Annotated in this window: 17 protein-coding genes and 1 pseudogene; 12 read left to right on the forward strand and 6 right to left on the reverse strand. The window is 73.0% G+C overall.

Annotated elements, in window-relative coordinates:
* On the reverse strand, positions 1-829 hold an 829-nt coding region (locus ACFZAU_RS17300), incomplete at its 3' end, for a trypsin-like serine peptidase (protein ID WP_500552841.1).
* A 213-nt stretch (positions 830-1,042) separates the two neighbouring features.
* Between ACFZAU_RS17300 and ACFZAU_RS17305 the strand changes: the two genes are divergently transcribed.
* The 4 genes from ACFZAU_RS17305 (at position 1,043) to ACFZAU_RS17320 (ending at position 7,164) form a co-directional block, all read left to right on the forward strand.
* Complete coding sequence (locus tag ACFZAU_RS17305) at positions 1,043-2,422, forward strand: diaminobutyrate--2-oxoglutarate transaminase family protein (protein WP_500553036.1); 1,380 nt, start codon at positions 1,043-1,045, stop codon at positions 2,420-2,422.
* A 67-nt stretch (positions 2,423-2,489) separates the two neighbouring features.
* Positions 2,490-4,355, forward strand: a complete 1,866-nt coding sequence (locus tag ACFZAU_RS17310; RefSeq protein WP_500552842.1) for an IucA/IucC family protein — start codon at positions 2,490-2,492, stop codon at positions 4,353-4,355.
* A 21-nt stretch (positions 4,356-4,376) separates the two neighbouring features.
* On the forward strand, positions 4,377-5,096 hold the full coding sequence (locus tag ACFZAU_RS17315) for a GNAT family N-acetyltransferase (RefSeq protein WP_499601903.1): 720 nt from the start codon (positions 4,377-4,379) through the stop codon (positions 5,094-5,096).
* 79 nt (positions 5,097-5,175) lie between these two features.
* Positions 5,176-7,164, forward strand: coding sequence for an ATP-dependent DNA helicase (locus tag ACFZAU_RS17320; RefSeq protein WP_500552843.1), 1,989 nt, complete (start codon positions 5,176-5,178; stop codon positions 7,162-7,164).
* Positions 7,165-7,304: 140 nt separating this feature from the next.
* Here ACFZAU_RS17320 and lexA read toward each other — a convergent pair whose 3' ends face one another.
* Entirely contained in the window at positions 7,305-8,075 is a 771-nt protein-coding gene (gene lexA, locus ACFZAU_RS17325; RefSeq protein WP_499601900.1) for a transcriptional repressor LexA, read from the reverse strand.
* 536 nt (positions 8,076-8,611) lie between these two features.
* Between lexA and nrdR the strand changes: the two genes are divergently transcribed.
* The 4 genes and pseudogenes from nrdR (at position 8,612) to ACFZAU_RS17345 (ending at position 14,218) form a co-directional block, all read left to right on the forward strand.
* Positions 8,612-9,124 carry a transcriptional regulator NrdR gene (gene nrdR, locus ACFZAU_RS17330; protein ID WP_499601899.1) on the forward strand — a complete coding sequence of 171 codons (513 nt, stop codon included), beginning with the start codon at positions 8,612-8,614 and terminating at the stop codon, positions 9,122-9,124.
* A 126-nt stretch (positions 9,125-9,250) separates the two neighbouring features.
* Positions 9,251-12,166 carry a vitamin B12-dependent ribonucleotide reductase gene (locus tag ACFZAU_RS17335; protein ID WP_500552844.1) on the forward strand — a complete coding sequence of 972 codons (2,916 nt, stop codon included), beginning with the start codon at positions 9,251-9,253 and terminating at the stop codon, positions 12,164-12,166.
* 256 nt (positions 12,167-12,422) lie between these two features.
* Positions 12,423-12,557: pseudogene (locus ACFZAU_RS17340) on the forward strand (dipeptidase); the annotation flags it as partial.
* A gap of 635 nt (positions 12,558-13,192) precedes the next feature.
* Positions 13,193-14,218, forward strand: a complete 1,026-nt coding sequence (locus ACFZAU_RS17345; RefSeq protein ID WP_500552845.1) for a serine/threonine kinase C-terminal domain-containing protein — start codon at positions 13,193-13,195, stop codon at positions 14,216-14,218.
* A 4-nt stretch (positions 14,219-14,222) separates the two neighbouring features.
* Here the strand turns inward: ACFZAU_RS17345 and ACFZAU_RS17350 are convergent, their stop codons facing one another.
* Positions 14,223-15,221, reverse strand: coding sequence for a hypothetical protein (locus ACFZAU_RS17350; RefSeq protein ID WP_500552846.1), 999 nt, complete (start codon positions 15,219-15,221; stop codon positions 14,223-14,225).
* Between the two features lie 588 nt (positions 15,222-15,809).
* Here ACFZAU_RS17350 and ACFZAU_RS17355 point away from each other — a divergent pair.
* Positions 15,810-16,760, forward strand: coding sequence for a helix-turn-helix domain-containing protein (locus tag ACFZAU_RS17355; protein ID WP_500464752.1), 951 nt, complete (start codon positions 15,810-15,812; stop codon positions 16,758-16,760).
* Positions 16,757-17,533: a GNAT family N-acetyltransferase gene (locus ACFZAU_RS17360; protein WP_500552847.1), complete on the forward strand. Its 777-nt coding sequence runs from the start codon at positions 16,757-16,759 to the stop codon at positions 17,531-17,533. The genes ACFZAU_RS17355 and ACFZAU_RS17360 overlap by 4 nt, the downstream gene beginning before the upstream one ends.
* 72 nt (positions 17,534-17,605) lie before the next feature.
* Here ACFZAU_RS17360 and ACFZAU_RS17365 read toward each other — a convergent pair whose 3' ends face one another.
* Together ACFZAU_RS17365 and ACFZAU_RS17370 are read right to left on the reverse strand one after the other, a co-directional pair.
* On the reverse strand, positions 17,606-18,973 hold the full coding sequence (locus ACFZAU_RS17365; protein ID WP_500553037.1) for an MFS transporter: 1,368 nt from the start codon (positions 18,971-18,973) through the stop codon (positions 17,606-17,608).
* A gap of 245 nt (positions 18,974-19,218) precedes the next feature.
* Positions 19,219-19,623: a VOC family protein gene (locus ACFZAU_RS17370; RefSeq protein WP_500552848.1), complete on the reverse strand. Its 405-nt coding sequence runs from the start codon at positions 19,621-19,623 to the stop codon at positions 19,219-19,221.
* An 84-nt stretch (positions 19,624-19,707) separates the two neighbouring features.
* Here ACFZAU_RS17370 and ACFZAU_RS17375 point away from each other — a divergent pair, with 84 nt between their 5' ends.
* Positions 19,708-20,316, forward strand: coding sequence for a YdbC family protein (locus tag ACFZAU_RS17375; RefSeq protein ID WP_499601890.1), 609 nt, complete (start codon positions 19,708-19,710; stop codon positions 20,314-20,316).
* Positions 20,317-20,355: 39 nt separating this feature from the next.
* On the opposite strand, the gene ACFZAU_RS17380 is transcribed toward ACFZAU_RS17375, so the two are convergent.
* Positions 20,356-21,150 carry a VOC family protein gene (locus tag ACFZAU_RS17380; protein ID WP_499601889.1) on the reverse strand — a complete coding sequence of 265 codons (795 nt, stop codon included), beginning with the start codon at positions 21,148-21,150 and terminating at the stop codon, positions 20,356-20,358.
* A 151-nt stretch (positions 21,151-21,301) separates the two neighbouring features.
* Between ACFZAU_RS17380 and ACFZAU_RS17385 the strand changes: the two genes are divergently transcribed.
* Positions 21,302-21,967 (forward strand): phosphoglycerate mutase family protein, encoded by a 666-nt coding sequence (locus tag ACFZAU_RS17385; RefSeq protein WP_500552849.1) that lies wholly within the window; start codon positions 21,302-21,304, stop codon positions 21,965-21,967.
* Positions 21,968-21,985 lie beyond the last annotated feature (18 nt).

Consider the following 21,985-nt stretch of genomic DNA (forward strand, 5'->3'; position numbering starts at 1 on the left):
CCCCGACCGTCTCCTCCAGCGAGGTGCCGGAGTCGGGGTTGGTCACCTTCAGCACCGCGAAGTCGTAGGGGTAGGCGGAACTGGTCTCCGAGGACTCCCCGCCCCCGTCGATCCACTGCTGGGAAGTCCCCGCCTTCGTCGCCCACCACGTGCCGTAGGGCGCGAGCTGCTCCTTTCCGGCGCTCCGCAGCGCGGCGCCGGTCAGGCCCGCGTCGTTGAAGGACGGCACGAAGACGATGTTGCGGTACCAGCCGCCCCGGGCGCCCGCGTGCACGCAGTGCCCGGCCGTCCAGACCAGGTTGCTGCGGCCCGGGTTCGCCGGGTCGCTCACCACGGTCGCCGAGCAGACGGCCTGGCCGTCGGGCATGTCGAAGAGCAGCTTGCCCGTGGCCGGGGAGGCCTCGTGGTACGGGGTCGGCAGCCGCTGCACCCGGATCGCGGCCGGCTCCGGGTCGGTGGTGCCGTCGTCCGCCTGTCCCAGGTCGGGCCGTTGCTCGTCGTCCGGGGTCCCGTCGGCGTTGCGGAGCCGGTCGGCGTCCCAGAGGTCCTTGATGATCGGGTTGATGAAGTCGGCCGCGTCGCGCAGCCACTTGTCCTTGTCCCAGTCCTTCCAGCCGCCGTTCTTCAGCGCGTCGGCCCACTTGTCCAGGTCGTCGAGGCTGGTGGGGAGGGCGGTCGGCAGCCGGAGGCCGCCGTCGCCCGCCGTGGCGGTGGGCGTGGGGCTCGGCTTGGCGTCGGCGTTGTCGTCGGACGGGCCGCAGGCCGTCGCGGTCACGGCGAGCAGTGCCGCGGCGACGGCGGCCGCGGCCAACCGGCTTATCGGTGCCATGGGTTGTGGTCCCCCTGTTGTCAACACGTCGTCAACAGTCGTCTGCCCGCTCGAGGGCGACCCCGCACCATGCCCTCACGGGGAGGACGGCGCCGGCCCCGCCGACGGTTCCTCGCCACGATCTGCGCCCCAGGCAGTTGCCGGTCAGCGCGTACGTCGTTGGTAGCTCCGGGGACGCAAGCGCCGACACCGAGGAGTGAGCACGTGACCGCCATGCCGAGCGCGAGGAGCCGACCGGCGGTGCACGAGGGCGGACGCGTGGACACCGAGGGCATCCTGCGCCGCCAGTCGTCACGTGAGTCCGCCGCCCGCACCTACGCCCGCTGGCTGCCCGTCGTCCCCGTGCGCGCCCGCGGCATGACCATCGAGGGCGCCGACGGCCGCCGTTACCTCGACTGCCTCTCCGGCGCCGGCACCCTCGCCCTCGGGCACAACCACCCCGTCGTCCTCGAGGCCGTCCGCGCCGTCCTCGACTCCGGCGCCCCGCTCCACGTGCTGGACCTCGCCACCCCCGTCAAGGACGCCTTCACCACGGCCCTCTTCGAGACCCTGCCGCCCGAACTCGCCCACCGCGGACGCGTCCAGTTCTGCGGCCCCGCCGGCACCGACGCCGTCGAGGCCGCCCTCAAACTCGTCCGCGCCGCCACCGGCCGCGACGGACTGCTCGCCTTCTCCGGCGGCTACCACGGCATGACCGCCGGCGCCCTCGCCGCCACGGGCGACACCGCCGTCCGCGGCGCGGCCGCCGCCGACGCGCGGATCACCCGGCTCCCGTACCCGTACGACTACCGCTGCCCGTTCGGCGTCGGCGGGGAGCACGGCGCCGAACTCGCCGCCCGGCTGACGGAGAACCTGCTGGACGACCCCAAGGGCGGCGTCCAGCCCCCGGCGGGGATGCTCCTCGAACCAGTGCAGGGCGAGGGCGGCGTCATCCCCGCCCCCGACGACTGGCTGCGGCGCATGCGCGAACTCACCGCGGCGCGCGGCATCCCCCTCATCGCCGACGAGGTGCAGACCGGCGTGGGACGCACCGGCGCCTTCTGGGCCGTCGACCACAGCGGTGTCGTCCCCGACGTGATGGTGCTGTCCAAGGCGATCGGCGGCAGCCTCCCGCTCGCCGTCATCGTCTACCGCGAGGAACTCGACGTCTGGCGGCCCGGCGCCCACGCCGGGACCTTCCGCGGCAACCAGCTCGCCATGGCCGCGGGCACCGCCACGCTCGCCTACGTGCGCCGCAACGGCCTCGCCGAGCGTGCCGCGCTGCTCGGGGCCCGCATGCTCTCCCGCCTGCGGGCGCTGGCGGCGGAGCACCCGTGCGTGGGCGACGTCCGCGGCCGCGGCCTCATGCTCGGCGTCGAACTCGTCGACCCGGACGCACCCGTCGGCCCCGGGGGCGTCCCCCCGACCGCACCGCGCCTGGCCGCGGCCGTCCGGCAGGCCGCCCTGGACCGCGGGCTCATCGTCGAACTCGGCGGCCGCGACGGCAGCGTGATCAGGCTGCTTCCCCCGCTGACGATCACCGAAGAACAGTCAGAAGCCGTCCTCGACCGTCTCGCCGACGCCCTCGCCGCGGCGACCGCGGTCCCGGCGTGACCTCGCGCCCACCGGCCCCGCCCCGGAGCGGACGCCACCGGGCGCCGACCCCCCACGGAGCGAAGCGATGACCGTACGTCCCGGCGAAGAGGCCACCGTGGCCGTCCCCCAGCAGCGCGCCGCCGTGGCCGAACCGCCGGGCCGCAGCGAGCCGGCGGCCCCCGCGGAACCCGCGGAGCCGGCCGCCGCCCCGGCCGGCGCCGACCCGCTGGAGCAGGCGGACCCGTGGGCCGCCGCCGACGCCGCGGGCACGGAGGCGCTGCTGCGCTGCTGGGTCCGCGAGAAGGGGCTGCCGCCGGAGCCGGACGGCCGCACCCTGCGCGTCCCGCTGCCGGCGAGCGGCGCCGAACTCCTGGTCCCGGTACGCCACTGGTCGGCCGTCGGCCACCACCGCTTCGGCGTGCCGCGGCCCGCCTCCGCAGGCGCCCCGCTGGACGCTGTCACCCTCGCCGCGCTGCTCGCCCGCGAGGCCGCCACGACCGGCCCGGACGGTCCCGGCCTCGTCGCGCGCGTCGCCGACTCCGTACGCCAGACCGCGGCGTTCCTCACCGGGCGCCGCGCCCGCCCCGCCGCCCCCCAGGGCACCCACCCCTTCCTCGACGCCGAGCAGGCCCTCGTCCTCGGCCACCCGCTGCACCCCGCGCCCAAGGGCCGGGAAGGGCTCACCGAGGCCGAGGCCGCGGTGTACGCCCCGGAGCTGCGCGGGTCCTTCGCCCTGCACTGGCTGTCCGTGCACCCCTCGCTCCTGGCCGCCGACTCCGCCTGGACCGAACGCGGCCGCCCCGTCCCCGCCGGGCACCTGCTGGCGGCCCTCGCCGGACCGGAGCTCACCCGGCGGCTCCCCGCGGGCACCGTGCCCCTGCCGCTGCACCCCTGGCAGGCCCGCGAGGTCGCCCACCGCCCGGGGGTGCGCGCCCTGCTGGAGGCCGGACTCCTCCACGACCTCGGTGCCGCCGGCGAGCCCTGGCACCCCACGTCCTCACTGCGCACCGTCTACCGGCCCGGGGCTCCCGCGATGCTCAAGCTCTCGCTGGCCCTGCGGATCACCAACTCCCGCCGCGAGAACCTCCGCAAGGAGCTGCACCGGGGCGTCGAGGTGCACCGGCTGCTCCGGGCCGGCCTCGCCGCGCGCTGGCACGGCGCCCACCCCGGGTTCGACATCGTCCGCGACCCCGCCTGGCTGGCCGTCGGCACCCCCGAGGGCGTCCCCGTGCCCGGCCTCGACGTCGTCCTGCGGCACAACCCCTTCGGCCCCCGCGACGAAGTGCGCTGCCTTGCCGGCATCACGGCCCCCCGCCCCGCGCCGGACGGCGGCGGCGCCCTGCGCTCAGGGCTCGCGGAACTGCTGGGCCGGCTCGCGTCCCGCACCGGACGACCGGTCGCCGCCGTCGCCACCGAGTGGTTCCTGCGCTACCTCGACGCCGTGGTCCGGCCCGTCCTGTGGCTCGACGGCGAGGCGGGCATCGCCCTCGAGGCCCACCAGCAGAACACCCTGGTCGTCCTCGACGCCGGCGGCTGGCCGGCGGGCGGCCGGTACCGCGACAACCAGGGCTACTACTTCCGCGAGTCCGCGCGCGCCGGCCTCACGGCCCTGCTGCCCGGAGCCGGCGAGGACAGCGACACCTTCGTGGCCGACGCCGTCGCCGACGAGCGCTTCGCCTACTACCTCGGCGTCAACAACGTCCTCGGCCTGGTCGGCGCCCTCGGCTCCCAGCGGCTCGCCGACGAACGCGTGCTCCTCGCCGCCCTCCGCCGCTTCCTGGAGCGGGCCGCCCGCACCGGCCGCTCGGGACTGCCCGCGCGGCTGCTGGAGGAACCCCTGCTGCGCTGCAAGGCCAACCTCCTCACCCGGCTGCACGGCATGGACGAGCTGGCGGGCCCGGTCGACACCCAGTCCGTCTACGTCACCGTCCCCAACCCCCTCAGCGCCTGACGAGAGGAGGCCGCGACCACCGTGGCGACCGCCGAACCCACCCCCGCCCCCGCAGCCCCGCCCGGGAACGCCGACGACACCCTCGACCTGGAACTGCCCCCCGAGATCCGCGCCCTCTTCGACGAGGACGTCACCGCCGACGACCGCGCCGGCGGCCCGACCCCCCTCGACGACCTCCTCGACGGCGTCGCCGACTGGGGCCCGGTCGGCACCCCCGCGGGCACCTTCCAGCTCGTCCCCGTACGGCCCGAACGCGACCTCCCCGTCATCGCCCACTGGATGAACGACCCCGCCGTGGCGGAGTTCTGGGAGCTCGCGGGCCGACCCGAGGTCGCCGAGCGGCACCTGCGCGCCCAGCTCGACGGCGACGGCCGCAGCATGCCCTGCGTCGGGGTCCTCGACGGGGTGCCCATGAGCTACTGGGAGGTCTACCGCGCAGACCTGGACCCGCTGGCCCGCTACTACCCGGCCCGCCCCCACGACACCGGCCTCCACCTGCTCATCGGACCCGTCGCCGACCGGGCCCGCGGCCTCGGCGGCACCCTGCTGCGGGCGGTCGCCGACCACGCCCTGCGCCGGCGCCCCCGCTGCACGCGGGTGGTCGCCGAGCCGGACCTGCGCAACACCCCGTCCGTCGCCGCCTTCCTCACCGCGGGCTTCCGCTTCTCGGCGGAGGTCGAGCTGCCCGGCAAACGGGCCGCGCTGCTCGTCCGCGACCGCGCGCTGCGTCACCTCCTGTGACCCGCCGGTCCCGCGGGGGGACCGGCGGACGTCCGGTGGCGACCGCGCTGTCGGTCCCGCCCCGTAGGCTGGACCCCCTATGACACAGCCCGCGAAGCCCGCCCTCACCGACCTCCTCCACGCCGCCGTCAGCGCGGTCGGCGGGGTGGAGCGGCCCGGCCAGGTCGCCATGGCCGAAGCCGTCGCCGAAGCCGTCGACAACGGCTCCCACCTGCTCGTCCAGGCCGGCACCGGAACCGGCAAGTCGCTCGGCTACCTGGTGCCCGCACTGGCCCACGGCGAGCGCGTGGTGGTCGCCACGGCGACCCTGGCCCTGCAGCGCCAGCTCGTCGAACGCGACCTGCCGCGCACCGTCACCGCGCTGCATCCCCTGCTGCGCCGCGAGCCGCAGTTCGCGATGCTCAAGGGCCGCTCCAACTACCTGTGCCTGCACCGGCTCCACGAGGGCGTGCCGCAGGACGAGGGCGACGGGCTCTTCGACCAGTTCGAGGCCGCCGCCCCCACCAGCAAGCTCGGCCAGGACCTGCTGCGGCTTCGCGACTGGTCGGACGAGACGGAGAGCGGCGACCGCGACGACCTGACCCCCGGCGTCTCCGACCGCGCCTGGCAGCAGATCTCGGTGACCTCCCGGGAATGCCTGGGCGCCTCGCGCTGCGCCTACGGCGCCGAGTGCTTCGCGGAGGCGGCACGCGAGCGCGCCAAGCTCGCCGACGTCGTCGTCACCAACCACGCGCTGCTGGCCATCGACGCCCTGGAGGGCGCGCCCGTCCTGCCCTCCCACGAGGTGCTCGTCGTCGACGAGGCCCACGAACTGGTCTCGCGCGTCACCGGCGTCGCCACCGGCGAGCTCACCCCCGGCCGGGTCAACCGCACGGTGAAGCTCGCGTCCAAGCTGGTCAACGAGAAGGCCGCCGACGCCCTGATGAGCGCGTCGGAGGGCTTCGAACGGCTGATGGAACTCGCCCTCCCCGGGCGCCTCGAAGAGCTGCCCGAGGATCTGCGCTACGCCCTGATGGCACTGCGCGACGCCTGCCGCCAGGTCATCACCTCGCTCGGCGAGACCCGTGACCGCTCGGTGCAGGACGAGGACGCCGTCCGGAAGATGGCGCTGGCCGCCACCGAGAACGTCCACGAGGTCGCCGAGCGCATCGTCGAGGGCTCCGAGTACGACGTCGTCTGGTACGAGCGCCACGACCGCTTCGGCGCCTCGCTGCGGGTCGCCCCGCTCAGCGTCTCCGGGCTGCTGCGGGAGAAGCTGTTCACCGAGCGCTCCGTCGTCCTGACCTCCGCCACGCTCCGGCTCGGCGCCGACTTCAACGGGGTCGCGGCCTCGCTCGGGCTGGCCCCGGAGGGCACCGTGGCCGCCGAGGGGGAGGAGGAGCCGCCCGAATGGAAGGGCCTCGACGTCGGCTCGCCGTTCGACTACCCCAGGCAGGGCATCCTCTACGTCGCCCGCCACCTGTCGCAGCCCGGCCGGGACAGCGGCCGGGAGGACATGCTGGACGAGCTCGCCGAGCTGATCGAGGCCGCCGGCGGCCGCACGCTCGGGCTGTTCTCGTCCATGCGTGCGGCCCAGTCCGCCGCCGAGACGCTGCGCGGCCGGATCGACCACCCGATCCTGCTGCAGGGCGAGGAGACCCTCGGCGAGCTGATCCGACGCTTCGCCGCGGACGCTCGGACCTGCCTGTTCGGCACCCTCTCGCTCTGGCAGGGCGTGGACGTGCCCGGGCCGAACTGCCAGTTGGTGGTCATGGACCGGATCCCGTTCCCCCGGCCCGACGACCCGCTGATGAGCGCACGCCAGAAGGCGGTGGAGGAGAAGGGCGGCAACGGCTTCATGGCGGTCGCGGCCACGCACGCGGCGCTGCTGATGGCGCAGGGTGCCGGCCGGCTGGTGCGCGCCTCCGGTGACCGCGGGGTCGTCGCGGTCCTCGACCCCCGGCTGGTCACCGCGCGCTACGGCAGCTTCATCAAGGCCTCCATGCCGGACTTCTGGCAGACGACCGACCGCAACCAGGTCCGCCGCTCGCTGGCCGCCATCGACGCGGCCGCCTCGGCGGCCGAGTGACACCACCGGGCACGGGCCGTCCCCGAGGACCGGCCCCCGGAACACACCACCGGAACACATTCGGCAGACGTTCCCGGAACACAACAGGGCCCCGGAACCGGCGCAGAGGTCCCGGGGCCCGGTCACGGGCGGGTCCTGGCTCAGACCCGGCGCAGCACCGCCACGACCTTGCCGAGGATGGTCGCCTCGTCACCGGGGATGGGCTGGTACGCGGCGTTGTGCGGCATCAGCCACACGTGCCCGTCCTCGCGCTTGAAGCGCTTGACCGTGGCCTCTCCCTCGATCATCGCCGCGACGATGTCGCCGTTCTCCGCGACCGGCTGACGGCGCACGGTCACCCAGTCGCCGTCACAGATGGCGGCCTCGATCATCGAGTCGCCGACGACCTTGAGGACGAACAGCTCGCCGTCGCCCACCAGCTGGCGGGGGAGCGGGAACACGTCCTCCACGGACTCCTCGGCGAGGATGGGGCCACCGGCGGCGATCCGGCCCACCAGGGGCACGTACGACGCGGACGGCTTGCCCGCGGTGTCCGTGGGCTGTGCCTGCGCGGAGTCCGAGGCGCGCACCTCGTACGCGCGGGGCCGGTGCGGGTCGCGCCGGAGGAATCCCTTGCGTTCCAGGGCCATGAGCTGATGGGCGACCGACGACGTGCTCGACAGCCCGACGGCCTGACCGATCTCACGCATGGACGGCGGGTATCCGCGCCGCTGGACGGAATCCCGGATCACCTCGATGACGCGCCTTTGGCGGTCGGTGAGTCCGGAGCTGTCCGCCCGGATTCCTGGAGGTCGTCCGGGTAGCGCTCGCGCGGGCTTTGGCGTCTCGTCGTTCATCGCTTCCATCGGGCGTACCCGGTCCTGGGGGCGGTCATGGGCGGTCAATGCGGCGCTGTCGGCGGTGGTGGTCACGGCGGCCCCTCTCGAGATGTTCTCCCTAGTAGGACAACGGTAGTTGCTTTCGAAAGGTTGCGCCAAACACACGTTCGAGTGAATTTGCACAGATCTACTGACGCGAGCAAGGTGTAGATGGTATTGATCGAATATAAATTCGAATTCACCGTGCATTCGGGATCCGAACGCCGTTTCCCCGGGCGGGTATTGCGGTGCCGCCCCCGTTCCCCTCGCCCGTCTCCATGATGCGCGAGCCGTGACGATCCGTACACCCAGTGTGTCACTCGCGCCCCGGCTCCCCCGGGAGGCGCCGCGTCGCGTAGGCTCCCGTCCCGTCGGCGGGCCGCGACACGCGGTCCGTTCGATGGGCGCATTTGGCCACCACGGCACCAGATCTAGTGGTTGGATGGAGTGCAGCCCCCACAAGTAGTGGTCCCCGGGTCATCAAGCCCTCCTGGATCGCCTATGCTTGTGGCTGCTTCGCGGGGCCGTCACCAGCCCCTCGGGCTCAGAAGTCGTGCGCTCACCGTGGGTGAGGGAGGGAGAGGGAAACGATGCATTGCCCCTTCTGCCGACACCCCGACAGCCGCGTCGTCGACAGCCGGACCACCGACGACGGCACCTCGATCCGCCGTCGCCGGCAGTGCCCCGACTGCGGCCGCCGGTTCACCACCGTGGAGACGGCCTCGCTGATGGTGATCAAGCGCAGCGGGGTCACCGAACCCTTCAGCCGGAACAAGGTCATCGCCGGGGTCCGCAAGGCCTGCCAGGGCCGGCCCGTCACCGAGGACGCCCTCGCCCAGCTCGGGCAGCGCGTCGAGGAGGCGGTCCGTGCCACGGGCAGCGCCGAGCTGTCGACCCACGACGTCGGACTGGCCATACTCGGCCCGCTGAAGGACCTGGACCTGGTCGCCTACCTGCGGTTCGCCTCGGTCTACCGGGCCTTCGACTCGCTCGAGGACTTCGAGGCGGCGATCGCGGAGCTGCGCGACCAGGGGCCGCCGGGCGACACCGGAGGGCGGGGCCGGGACGGAGCCGTCCCCACCGCCGCCCTCGCCGCGGAATAGCGGCGGCGCACCGGCACCGGACTTGCCGGGCACCTGGGGGTGCACCGGCCGTGAGACACATCGACGCGGGAAGACCGCGGCGCTTCAGGGCGTTTTACCTGTAATGCCTGTAATGGGAGGCGGCACATGACAGAGACGACGAGCGGCCCGGCACGGGGTTCCCGAGCCAAGGCCGGCAAGGCGGCCGCGGCGGCCCCGGCCGCCAAGGGCCTGCGCATCGAGCGCATCCACACCACCCCGGGGACGCACCCCTACGACGAGGTGGTCTGGGAACGCCGTGACGTCGTCATGACCAACTGGCGCGACGGCTCGATCAACTTCGAGCAGCGCGGCGTGGAGTTCCCCGACTTCTGGTCGGTGAACGCGGTCAACATCGTCACCAGCAAGTACTTCCGCGGCGCCGTCGGCTCCCCGCAGCGCGAGAGCAGCCTCCGCCAGCTCATCGACCGCGTCGTGACGACGTACCGCAAGGGCGGCGAGGACCACGGCTACTTCGCGTCGGCCGCCGACGCGGAGATCTTCGAGCACGAGCTCACCTGGGCCCTGCTCCACCAGGTCTTCAGCTTCAACTCCCCGGTCTGGTTCAACGTCGGCACCGCCCAGCCGCAGCAGGTCTCGGCGTGCTTCATCCTCTCGGTCGACGACTCCATGGAGTCCATCCTCGACTGGTACAAGGAAGAGGGGATGATCTTCAAGGGCGGTTCCGGCGCGGGCCTGAACCTCTCCCGCATCCGCTCCTCCAAGGAGCTGCTCTCCTCCGGCGGCAACGCCTCCGGCCCGGTCTCCTTCATGCGCGGCGCCGACGCCTCCGCCGGCACCATCAAGTCCGGCGGCGCCACCCGCCGCGCGGCCAAGATGGTCGTCCTGGACGTCGACCACCCGGACGTCGAGGCCTTCATCGAGACCAAGGTGAAGGAGGAGGAGAAGATCCGCGCCCTGCGCGACGCGGGCTTCGACATGGACCTGGGCGGCGACGACATCACGTCCGTCCAGTACCAGAACGCCAACAACTCCGTCCGCGTGAACGAAGAGTTCATGAAGGCGTACGAGAACGGCGAGAAGTTCGGCCTGCGCGCCCGGATGACCGGCGAGGTCATCGAGGAGGTCGACGCCAAGGCCCTCTTCCGCAGGCTGGCCGAGGCCGCCTGGGCCTGCGCCGACCCCGGCATCCAGTACGACGACGTCATCAACCACTGGCACACCACGCCGGAGACCGGCCGCATCACCGCGTCCAACCCCTGCAGCGAGTACATGCACCTGGACAACTCGTCCTGCAACCTCGCCTCGCTCAACCTGATGAAGTTCCTCGACGACGACGGCAAGGGCAGCCAGCGCTTCGACGCCGTGCGCTTCGCCAAGACCGTCGAGCTCGTCATCACCGCGATGGACATCTCCATCTCCTTCGCGGACTTCCCGACGCAGAAGATCGGCGAGACCACCCGCGCCTTCCGCCAGCTGGGCATCGGCTACGCCAACCTCGGCGCGCTGCTCATGGCGACCGGCCACGCCTACGACTCCGAGGGCGGCCGCGCGCTCGCCGGTGCCATCACCTCCCTGATGACCGGCACCTCCTACAAGCGTTCCGCGGAGCTCGCCGCGGTCGTCGGCCCGTACGACGGCTACGCCCGCAACGCCACCGCCCACAAGCGCGTCATGAAGCAGCACTCCGACGCCAACGCGGTCGCCACGCGGATGGACGACCTGGACACCCCCGTGTGGGCCGCGGCCACAGAGGCCTGGCAGGACGTCCTGCACCTCGGCGAGAAGAACGGATTCCGCAACGCGCAGGCCTCCCTGCTGGCGCCGACCGGCACCATCGGCCTGATGATGGACTGCGACACCACCGGCATCGAGCCGGACCTCGCCCTGGTCAAGTTCAAGAAGCTGGTCGGCGGCGGCTCCATGCAGATCGTGAACAACACGGTCCCGCAGGCCCTGCACCGCCTCGGCTACCAGCAGGAGCAGATCGAGGCGGTCGTCGCCCACATCTCCGAGCACGGCAGCGTCCTCGACGCGCCCGGCCTGAAGCCCGAGCACTACGAGGTCTTCGACTGCGCCATGGGCGAGCGCTCCATCGCGCCGATGGGCCACGTCCGGATGATGGCCGCGACCCAGCCGTTCCTGTCCGGTGCCATCTCCAAGACGGTCAACATGCCGGAGTCGGCGACCGTCGAGGAGATCGAGGAGATCTACTACGAGGGCTGGAAGCTCGGCCTGAAGGCGCTCGCGATCTACCGCGACAACTGCAAGGTCGGCCAGCCGCTCTCCGCCAAGACGAAGGCGGACGAGAAGAAGGCCGAGGCGACGCCGGCCGCCGCCCCCGCCGCGGTCGAGAAGGTCGTCGAGTACCGCCCGGTCCGCCGCCGGCTCCCCAAGGGCCGCCCGGGGATCACCACCTCCTTCACGGTGGGCGGCGCCGAGGGCTACATGACCGCCAACTCCTACCCGGACGACGGTCTCGGCGAGGTCTTCCTGAAGATGTCCAAGCAGGGCTCGACCCTCGCGGGCATGATGGACGCCTTCTCCATCGCCGTCTCGGTGGGCCTGCAGTACGGCGTGCCGCTGGAGACCTACGTCTCGAAGTTCACCAACATGCGCTTCGAGCCGGCCGGTCTCACGGACGACCCGGACGTGCGGATGGCGCAGTCGATCGTCGACTACATCTTCCGCCGCCTGGCGCTGGACTTCCTGCCCTTCGAGACCCGTTCCGCCCTCGGCATTCACTCCGCCGAGGAGCGCCAGCGCCACCTGGACACGGGTTCCTACGAGCCCGCCGCCGAGGAGGTCGACGTCGAGGGTCTGGCGCAGTCCGCCCCGCGCCAGACCGAGGCGCCCAAGCCGGCGGCCACCGTCGTGCCCGAGGCCGAGGCGGTCGCGGTGGCCCCGGCCCCGAAGACCGCGCACAACTCGACGGAGCTGCTGGAGATCCAGCTCGGCCTGAACGCCGACGCCCCGCTCTGCTTCTCCTGCGGCACCAAGATGCGCCGCGCGGGCAGCTGCTACCTCTGCGAGGGCTGCGGCTCCACCAGCGGCTGCAGCTGACCTGAGGCCGCCGGCCTGATCCGGCCGTCGTCCCCCGCGTGTCCCCCCGAAGCGCTCCGCTCCGGGGGGACACGCTGCGTTGCGGGCCTTTTCCCTGCGTTCCGGAGGCCGCCGAAGTCGGCGCGCACCTTCTATTCCGGTCCTTCCGGGCCCGCATAGGGTCAAGGGGACCGCTGTCGCATTCCCGTGACGGTGAGGCGTTTCCCCTCCCGCGGCGATCGGCGCCTTCTTCCCCGTACGCCAAGGAGTTCCCCCGTTGTCCACCGATCCCCTCGCCGGCACCGTCGCGTCGCTGATCCCGGCGGCACGGGAGGAACTCGCGGAGCTCGTCGCGTTCAGGTCGGTCGCGGACCCGGCCGCCGCGCTTTCCGAGGAATGCCACGAGGCCGCCGCCATCGGACTCCGCGGACCCGGGGCACGGATCCACTCCGTGGACGAAAGCGAGTCCGCCGATGGATTGCGGCGCCTGGCCGTCGCCGAAGGCCATTTCATGCGCCATTCCGCGGGAACGGTCGACCGCGAACAGCGGGGCGGTGCGGGTCATGGCGGTGCGGGTCATCGGAAGTGACGTGCTCTTCCCGGGGAAGCGTTGTTGCCTTTGAGCCGCCGCGCCGTTCCTCGTTCCGTCGTCGATCCGCGTGCCGCCGTCCGTCCGGCGCCCTGCGCGACTCACCCGCCCTTTGGAGCACCCGGTGCGGAGAGCACTCGTATCCGCCGTACTCGCCACCGCCGGACTCGGCGTGTTCGTCGTCGGGCAGCCGAGGGGCTCCGACGCGCACGGGGCGGCGGGGGGCGCCGCCTCCGCGGCGGGTCTGCGGGTCGGCGCCGTCTGCTCGTCGGGCATCGGTTACGCCACCGAGGTCTCCTGCGGGCTGGGCGAACTCGGGGACGTGCGCTTCCGGTGCCCCGAGGGCACCTCAGCCGGCCCCTGCCCGCGAACCCGCACCGTCACCCTGGAGAACACCGGCCGCGCGTCCCTGCGGTTCGTCACCATCAGCGGCTCGGCGCCGGGCGTTGGGGGCGACGTTGTTCCAGGCGGTGGAGGGGCGTTCGCCGTTCCGCCGGGACACGGCGATCGAGACGGCGTACGCGATCGCGACGGACGAGGTGCCGGTGGCGGGGAACGCGGGGCCGCTGGGGCCGGTGATCGCGGGGCTGCTGGTGCGGGAGCCGCAGGGCCGGCTGTCGGCGCCGGGGGCCGAGCGGATGCTGCGGGCGTGTGCTGCCGAGACCGAGACCGAGACCGAGACCGAGAGCGTCCCCCGTGACGGCCTCGTGTCCCCGGCCGGCCCGGCCCGCGCCGCGCGTTCCGGGGCAGGCGGTTCGGTGACCGCGCCCGTCCCCGCCCGTGTGTCCGCCTCCGCGCCCGGGCCGCGTGCCCGCGGGCGGCGTGCCCCGCTGTGGGCCGCCGCCTTCCTGGTGCCCGCCCTCGCCGGGGGCGGGGTGTACGCCGTGCCGCTCCTGCGCGACGTGGACCGTACAGGGGCGGGCCCGTCCCCTTCCGCGTCCTCGTCCGCCGCGAGCACGCCGGACGCGTCCCCCGCGGCCTCCGCCACGGCCCGTCCCTCCGTACGGCCGACGCCCGCCCACACCCCGCCCCCGGTCCCCGAGGGCTACCACCTCGCCGAGGAACGGGAGCGCGGCTTCTCCGTCCCCGTGCCGGACGGCTGGAAGCGTCAGGTGAGCGACGACGGGCGGCAGTTCGTCTACGTCGACCCGACGGGGCTCGTGGGCCTGCGGGTCGCCGCGCTCGACTTCGCGGGCCCCAGCCCGCTCCGGCACTTCGAGGACGTCGAGGCACAGATGGTCCCGGACCTGCGCGCCTACGAGCGGCTGCGGATGCAGAGCACCCGCTGGCGCGGGAAGCCCGCCGCGATATGGGAGTTCACCTTCCAGGGGAGCGCCCGCGGCTTCCGGGCGATCGACCTCGGCTTCGGGGAGCCCGGCGGGCAGGAGTTCACGGTCTACCTCTCCGCGCCGTCGGACCGCTGGGCCTCCTACCGGGCCGTCTTCGAGAACGCCGTCGACGGGTTCCGGCAGGACACGCCCTGAGGCCTCAGCCGTCCGACGGCTCGCCGTCGTGCCTCGTGGCGACGCCGACCCGGCCGAGCCCGGCCGGCACCGAGGGCACGGCCTGCTCCGCGACAGGGGCCGCCGGGCGGCGGTCGCGACGGACGTCCCCGGCGACGAGGGCGACCACGGCCGCGGAACCGACGAGCTCCAGCAGGTCCTGGGAGGTGTCCACCAGGTTCTGCGCCGTCGCGCCCACCGCGTACGCCCACAGCTCGGTGAACGCCGAGGGCATCATGAACAGCGCCAGGCCCACGGAGAACCCGGTCGCGACGGGACGGCGCCGGGCGGCGAAGAGCATCCCGGCACCGCACAGCACCGTCAGGCAGGCCCACTGGTACGGGGCGGAGACGCCGAGGACCGATCGTCCCGTCCCCTTGCCCACGAGCAGGTCGCCGAGCGTGCCGGGGCCCACCTGGAAGGCCGTCACCGCGTTCCTGCCGATGTAGAAGACGTTCAGCACCGCGAGGAGCAGCCCCGAGGTGGTGGCCGTGACCTTCACCGGCCGTATTCCGCCGGCGGCCGACGCCTGCGTGGCGGCGGCCTCGTACTCCATCCGCCGGGCCAGGTACAGCAGCGCCCCCAGGACGAGGGCGAGCACCGCCGCGAGCGCGGCGGTGCCCCCGACGACGCTCACCGGGGGGCCGCTGAGGCCCCCGAACCAGGGGTCGGAGGGGGAGTCGAGGAGGACGTACCAGACCCTGGGGAGGCGGAAGCCGAGCGTCGCCGCGCACGAGGCGACCAGGAGTCCGCCGGCGCCCCGGGTCCGGTCGAGCGCCGCCAGGCCGGCCGCGAGCTGCAGTGCCGCGAGGCCCAGGTCCAGCGAGGTCGTCGCCGCGAGGCCGGGCGCGCTGCCGGTCGTCCACAGCGACCACGCGCCGGGCATACCGCGAGCGGCGACGTCGTACAGGAGCCAGGAAGCCGTCTGGACGAACAGCGCGAGGCTGAGCACGGCCAGGGCGAGGCGTACCTGGTGGATCGACACAGCCGGATCCATCGCGTGCTGTCCCCTTCGACGTCCATCTGAACCAGGCGCTGATGCAAGCATTCTGAGGGATGCTCAGGCAAGTTCCCGCCGTGATTCGATCTAATTGGCGCTCCCCCTCCATTCCTGGCACAGGCATTCCATTTCCCGGCCGGCGGGCGCCGCGGCGACGGCCGCCGGACGCGGGCCGACGGCGATGGAATGCGGGTGCCGCGCCCTCGTCACGCGGAGTGCCGGTCCTGGCGCGGCCGTACTATTTCCGGGGACGTCGCATGGGCGACAATGCCGTGGGCCGTGCCTCGCTCCCGGGGCGGGCCGTGGGCGGCGATCCCGGTCGTGGGCGACCGGTGGGCAATGGGGCCCGGATGACGCGTCCGCCGCAAGGGGAAAAGGAATTGCCTCAAGGGTTTCGATGACCGACCGTGGGTGGCCGTACAGGGCCGGATCCGGGGCTGGATAACGTTGTCATCCGGGTCGCGGCCTCGGTACGCACACCCGGCCGAGAGGGTGCAGGTGAAAGATCAGCGATTGGCGGGAACGGTGGACTGCGCGCAGCATCGCGGGGGCTCCATAGATTATCGGGCCGACATGAGTTTGACGGCCGAACAGGCGCAGGCTTCGGAACGGCACTTCCGGGAGTGGGAGCGCGGCCCGTTCTCGCACCTCATCCGTCTTTCCGTCCCCCATTTCGCCGTTCCCCGCGGATTCCGTTTCGTCGCGAACGGTCATCTCATCGACGGGCTGCTTTCCGCCCGGGTCTACTGCGATTCGCTGACCGGGGTGTCGGGGAACAACCTGGACCAGGACCCGATCGTCGCCGATCTGGTGACCTCGGGCTGGATCGAGTTCCAGGACGGGAAGAAGCGGCATTCCGTCAAGCCCGGGCAGATATGCATTCGCGACACGAAGGCCTCCTGGGAGTTCTCGTGCGCGCCGGCGACGACCGCGCACGTCGTCTCGATCCCGCGGCACCTCGTGGTCCCCCGGATCGGGTCGCCCCGGGTGCTCGGTCAGGCGTACCTGTCGGACGCCGACGTCCCCGAGGTCCGCTTCCTGCTCAACTTCCTGGACGCGATCAGGAGGAGCAGTGACGACCTCGAGGGGTCGCCGGCCGCGCGGGACATGGCCCGGGAGGCCTCGGCCACGCTGTTCTCCCGGATGATCTCCGAGCGGCCGGGTCCGGGACTCGGGGACCACCCGCAGGCCGTCGTGGTCGCCGCCAGGAACGTCATCGAGCAGAACCTCGAGAGCGGCGAACTGTCGCCCCCGATGGTCGCCCGCAGCGTCGGGGTGTCCCTCCGGACCCTGCACCGGTGCTTCTCGGCGTCCAACGACTCCGTCATGTCGTTCGCCCGGCGCCGCCGTCTGCAGAAGGCGCACGACGAACTCCTGGACCGCGGCAGCACGACCGGGATGTCCGAGGTCGCGGCACGCTGGCACTTCTCCGACGCCAGCCACTTCATCAGGCACTTCAAGTCGGTGTACGGGGCCACCCCGGCCGCCTACCTCCGCAGCCACAGGAAGGCGGGTTCCCCGTGACCCCCGTGCACGATCCGCTCGGGCCCATCGCGGCCGCCTACGCCGACCTCGTGGAGGCCCTGGCGACGGTCGCCACCGGGCATGCCCGAAGGGGCCGGGGCGACGCCGTGCTGGCCGTCTCGGGGGCGCCGGTCGCCTCCCTCAACGGCGTGTTCAGCCCCAGCCCCGAACCGCTCGCGGACGACCTTGCCGCGCTGGCGGAGTCCGAGCGGTGGGAGGTCCCGTGGAGCATCCAGGTCCGCGGGGTACCGGGACGGCTCGTCACCCGGGAGGCGGCACGGCACGGCCTCACCGTCCTCCACCGCAGCCCGCTCATGGTCAGGTGGCCCGACCACGGCGTGCCGCCGCGGACGCCCGCGGAGTCCCTCGAGGTGCGGGCGCTGGACGCCGCCGAGCTCGGCCTGTACGCCGAGGTCATGGCGAAGGGCTTCGGGGTGCCGCGCGAGGTGTTCGGGCTGTTCGCCGATCCGGCGATGGGCCGGCTGGACGGGGTCACGTTCTACCTGGCGGAAGCCGGCGGCGTGCCGGTCGGGACGGGCATGACGGCGGTCCGCGGCGACCTCAACGGGATCTTCAACGTCTCCACGCTCCCGGGGCACCGGCGCCGCGGCTACGGGCGGGCGGTCACCGTGGAGCTGGTCCGCGCGGGCTGTGCCGCCGGCGCCGCCACGGCCTACCTGTACGCGAGCGCGATGGGCGAGGCCGTGTACGCGTCGGCGGGCTTCCGCACCGAGGAGTACCTGTCGGTGTTCTCGGCCCCGTCCCAGGAGTGAGGGACGGCGGTCCGGGACCCGCGGAGCCCCGCGGGTCCCGGACCCCCGGGGTCCGGGACCGGCCGGTCGTCCTCAGGCCCGCGCGGCGGCGTCCGGTTCACGCCGCGGTCGCAGCATCACCAGCGCGAGCACGAAGGCCGCCGCGAGGAGGGCCGCCCCGGTGCCGAAGGCGAGGCGGAAGCCCCCGGTGAGGGCGGACGCCTCCTCGTGCCCGGCGGCCACGAGGTCCTGGGTGCGGGAGCCGGCGAGGGTGGACAGCACGGCGACGCCGAGGGCGCCGCCCACCTGCTGGGTGGTGTTGAACAGGCCCGAGGCGACACCCGCGTCCCGCGGCCCCGCACCCGACATGCCGAGCACGGTCAGGGCCGAGACGGCGAGGCCGAAGCCGGCCGCGAGCAGCATCGTGGGCAGCAGGTCGGCGGCGTAGCCGGCGTGCACCGGCAGCCGGGTGAGCAGGCCGAGCGCGACCACCAGCAGGGCGAGCCCCGCGAGCAGCACGCGGCGCTCGCCGAAGCGCGCGCTGAGCCGGGCGGACAGGAGCAGCGAGACGGCACCGATGGACACGGCGGCGGGCAGCATGGCCAGTCCCGTGGCCGCGGCACCGTAACCCCGGACGCCCTGCAGGTAGAGCGCCACGAGGATCTGGAACCCGAAGAGCGCGGAGACCATCAGCACCTGGACGAGATTGGCCCCCGAGACCTCCCGCGAGCGGAACATGCGCAGCGGCAGCAGCGGGGCCGCCGCCGTCGCCTGCCGGAGCACGAAGCCCGCGAGGAGCGCGACGGACAGGGCGGCGAGACCGAGGGTGCGGCCGGAGGCCCAGCCGTGGCCACCGGTCTGGACGATCGTGTAGACGCCGGTCATCAGGCCGGTCGTGACGAGGAACGCGCCGAGGGCGTCGGCGCCCCGGGCGGCGGGCCGCGCGGGGTCGGGCTCCAGCACGCGGACGGCCAGCAGCGCCGCGGCCGCCCCGATGGGCAGGTTGATGAAGAAGATCCAGTGCCAGCTGACGGCCTGGGTGAGCACGCCGCCGAGCACCTGCCCGATCGATGCCCCGGCGGCGCCGACGAAGCTGAACGCGCCGATGGCCCGGCCGCGCTCGCGGGGTTCGGGGAAGAGCGTGACGAGCAGGCCGAGGCTGACGGCGGAGGTCATCGCGCCGCCGACGCCCTGGAGGAAGCGCGCCGCGATGAGCACGGCCTGGTCGCCGGCGACGCCGCACAGGAACGAGGCGGCGGTGAAGACGGCCAGTCCCGCGACGAACATCCGCTTGCGTCCGAGGAGGTCGCCGAGCCGTCCGGATAGCAGGAGCAGCCCGCCGAAGGCGATCATGTAGGCGTTGACCGTCCAGGTCAGGTCGGCGGGGGAGAAGCGCAGGTCGCGCTGGATGGCGGGGAGCGCGACGGTGACGATGCTGCCGTCCAGCACGATCATCAGCATCCCGGCGCACAGGACCGCGAGGGCCGGCCCGCGGGAGCGGTGGCCGGGGCCGGTTCCCCCGGTTGCCGTGGTCGCCGTGGTCGCCGCGGTTGCGGCCGTGGGCGAGGTGCGTGCGCGTAAGGGCTGCGAGGTGCGTGCGCGTAAAGGCATGGCGTCGTCTCCTGGTCGTCGGGACACCCAGGTGTGACGCTAGCAGATTGTTTTGTTGCGGACTATCTCTTTCCGTCTTGCTTTCCGGGGTTCGGTCAGTACGACTGGAGTTCCACGAGGGTGCCGTCCGGGGTCCGCAGGTGCGCGGTCCGCAGTCCGGGGCCCCATTCGGGCCGGTCCTGGGGCCCGGCGAGGACGACGGCACCGTGGGCGGTCAGCTTGCCCGCGGCCGCCTCGACGTCGTCGACCCGCAGGACGAGCATCGACGCGTCCTGGGCGGGGGCGTGCGTGGGAAGGGCGTCGGTGCCGATGGCCCTGGCGAGCGCGGCGCGGGAGAAGAGCGTGAGGGCCGCCTCACCGCCCAGGTCCCAGTTGGCGTAACCGGCCTGCGGGATCACCTTGACGGGTTCCGTACCGAGCAGGTCGCGCAGGGCGGCGGTCCAGAAGCGGACGGCGGTGTCGAAGTCCTCGACGAGCAGGCGCGGGTACAGGGTGTCCATGTCGTGATCGTATTCCGGTCCCTTTCAGGGGAGTTGCTGCTCCGATGGGGCGGAAGCCCCGCCGGCGGGCCGTAGGATGGCGCGGTGCTGGTGAAGTGGATTCGCTGCGGAATCGTCGATCGCGCCGGATTCGAGCGCGGGCAGCGGAAATGGGCCAACGGGCTCATGGGGGAGCCGGGGTTCCGGGGGCAGGGCGGCGGCTGGAGCCGCAGTCAGCCGGGTGTCGCGCACCTCTTCGCGTTCTGGGAGGACCGCGACTACTACGAGGCCTTCATGGCCGGTGCGCACGACCGCCTCGCGGCCGCCCAGGCCGGCACCTACGAGAGCCTCGGCGTCAAGCTCTTCGAGCACCGCCTGGACGTCAAGGTCGGCTTCCGGCCCCGCTTCGCCGACGGTGACCTGCTGCGCCTGGCGCACTGCAAGGTGCGTCCGGACCGCGTCGAGCACTTCGTGCTGATGCAGGAGAAGGTCTGGAACCCGGCCATGGCCGGCTCCCCGGGGATGCTGCGCGGGGTTTTCGCGCAGGGCCCCGAGTCCGACTTCCTGGTGCTGTCGATGTGGGACTCGGCCTCCGAGCACGCCAAGTACCGGGACGGTTCCATCCTGCGACTGTCCGAACGGGCGGATCTCGACGCCGACGTGCTCACCGTCGCCGGGGACGTCGTCGACCTGGAACAGGCCTGGTCGATATGACGCCACGGCGACCGGGGACCGGCCCCGGCGCCGCCCGCCTCAGCCCTCCCCGCCCCGCGCGGACGGGCGGGTGATCACCGAGAAGTACGCGCCGTGCGGGTCGTCGAGCACGGCGACCCGTCCGACGTGCTCCAGGTCGAACGGCGGCACGGAGACGCTGCCCCCGAGCTCGGTGGCGCGGGCGGCGGCCGCGTCGGTGTCGGCGACGGAGAAGTAGTGCATCCAGTGCTGGGGTATCTCCGGCGGCCAGGCGTCGTTCATCAGCAGGATGCCGCCGAACTTCCTTCCCGCGCCCTCCACTTCGAGCTCGGTGTAGGAGCTGTCCCCGCCGAACGGATGGGTCTCGCCCGTCCAGCCGAACACCTCGCGGTAGAAGGCGCGGGAGCCGTCCACGTCCCGGGTGTTGAGCTCGATCCAGCACAGCGCGCCCGGCTCGTCGAGCAGGCCCGCCCCGCTGAACCGGCCCGGCTGCCACGCGGCGAACTCCGCGCCGTGCGGGTCCGTGAACTGTGCGAAGCCGCCCTGGTCGAAGACCGTCATCGGCGGTACGCACACCGAGCCGCCCGCGGCCTCGACCGCCTTGGCGGTGTCGGTCACGTCGTTCGTGGCCATGTAGGTGATCCACCGCGGCCGGTCGCCCTCGGCCATCACCGGGCCGACGGCCGCCACGTGCTCGCCGCGCAGGCTGAAGAAGGTGTAGCCGCCGGCCTCCGGGGGACCCGCCTGGGAGTCCCAGCCGAACAGGCCGCCGTAGAACGCGCGGGAGGCCTCGATGTCGGGACTGCTCAGATCGGTCCAGCAGGGTGTGCCGGGAACGAACGACGTGGTCTTCATGGCGGCCTCCAACCGTGGCGCGCGAACGCGCCCCCCTCTTCATGCTGAGTCTGAGGTACGCCACTGACAATCGGGGGAGACGGCGGCCGGCCGGCGGGCGGAGCGGGTGCCCGCCGCGACCCTGCTCCCGCGTACGAATTACAGTGAGGCCATGGCCCGACCGCGTCGCATAGTGCTCATCAGGCACGGAGAGTCCCAGGGCAATGCCGACGACACGATCTACGAGCGGGTGCCCGACCACGCGCTGACCCTCACCTCCAGGGGCGAGGAGCAGGCCCGCGCGGCGGGCCGGGAGCTGCGCGAGCTGTTCGGCGAGGAGCGCGTGCAGGCCTTCGTCTCGCCATATCGCCGGACGCATCAGACCTTCCACCTGCTCGGCCTCGACCCGTGCCGTACCCGGGCCAAGGAGGAGCCCCGGCTGCGCGAGCAGGACTGGGGGAACTACCAGGACGCCGAGGACGTGCAGCGGCAGCGCAAGGCCAGGGACGCCTACGGCCACTTCTTCTACCGCTTCGCCCAGGGCGAGTCCGGGGCGGACGTCTACGACCGCGTCGGGTCCTTCCTGGAGACGCTCTACCGCGCCTTCGACAAGCCCGAGTTCCCGCCGAACGTCCTGCTCGTCACCCACGGGCTCACCATGCGGCTGTTCTGCATGCGGTGGTTCCACTGGACCGTCGACGAGTTCGAGTGCCTGTCGAACCCCGACAACGGCGAGACACGGATGCTGCTCGTCGAGCCCGACGGCCGGTACGGGCTCGACCGGCCCTTCTCCCGCTGGCGGACCACCGACTCCGACCTGGCGCGATATCACGGGTGAGATTGCGCACAGGACGAT

This window comes from Streptomyces sp. NPDC008238 (assembly GCF_042956445.1).
Classification (GTDB): domain Bacteria; phylum Actinomycetota; class Actinomycetes; order Streptomycetales; family Streptomycetaceae; genus Actinacidiphila.

Bases quoted from the DNA above. Each gene is read 5' to 3' on its own strand.
- ACFZAU_RS17305 (WP_500553036.1), top strand. From the start codon at position 1,043: ATGCCGAGCGCGAGGAGCCGACCGGCGGTGCACGAGGGCGGACGCGTG.
- ACFZAU_RS17310 (WP_500552842.1), top strand. From the start codon at position 2,490: ATGACCGTACGTCCCGGCGAAGAGGCCACCGTGGCCGTCCCCCAGCAG.
- ACFZAU_RS17320 (WP_500552843.1), top strand. From the start codon at position 5,176: ATGACACAGCCCGCGAAGCCCGCCCTCACCGACCTCCTCCACGCCGCC.
- nrdR (WP_499601899.1), top strand. From the start codon at position 8,612: ATGCATTGCCCCTTCTGCCGACACCCCGACAGCCGCGTCGTCGACAGC.
- ACFZAU_RS17335 (WP_500552844.1), top strand. From the start codon at position 9,251: ATGACAGAGACGACGAGCGGCCCGGCACGGGGTTCCCGAGCCAAGGCC.
- ACFZAU_RS17355 (WP_500464752.1), top strand. From the start codon at position 15,810: ATGAGTTTGACGGCCGAACAGGCGCAGGCTTCGGAACGGCACTTCCGG.
- ACFZAU_RS17365 (WP_500553037.1), bottom strand. From the start codon at position 18,973: ATGCTGATGATCGTGCTGGACGGCAGCATCGTCACCGTCGCGCTCCCC.
- ACFZAU_RS17370 (WP_500552848.1), bottom strand. From the start codon at position 19,623: ATGGACACCCTGTACCCGCGCCTGCTCGTCGAGGACTTCGACACCGCC.
- ACFZAU_RS17380 (WP_499601889.1), bottom strand. From the start codon at position 21,150: ATGAAGACCACGTCGTTCGTTCCCGGCACACCCTGCTGGACCGATCTG.
- ACFZAU_RS17385 (WP_500552849.1), top strand. From the start codon at position 21,302: ATGGCCCGACCGCGTCGCATAGTGCTCATCAGGCACGGAGAGTCCCAG.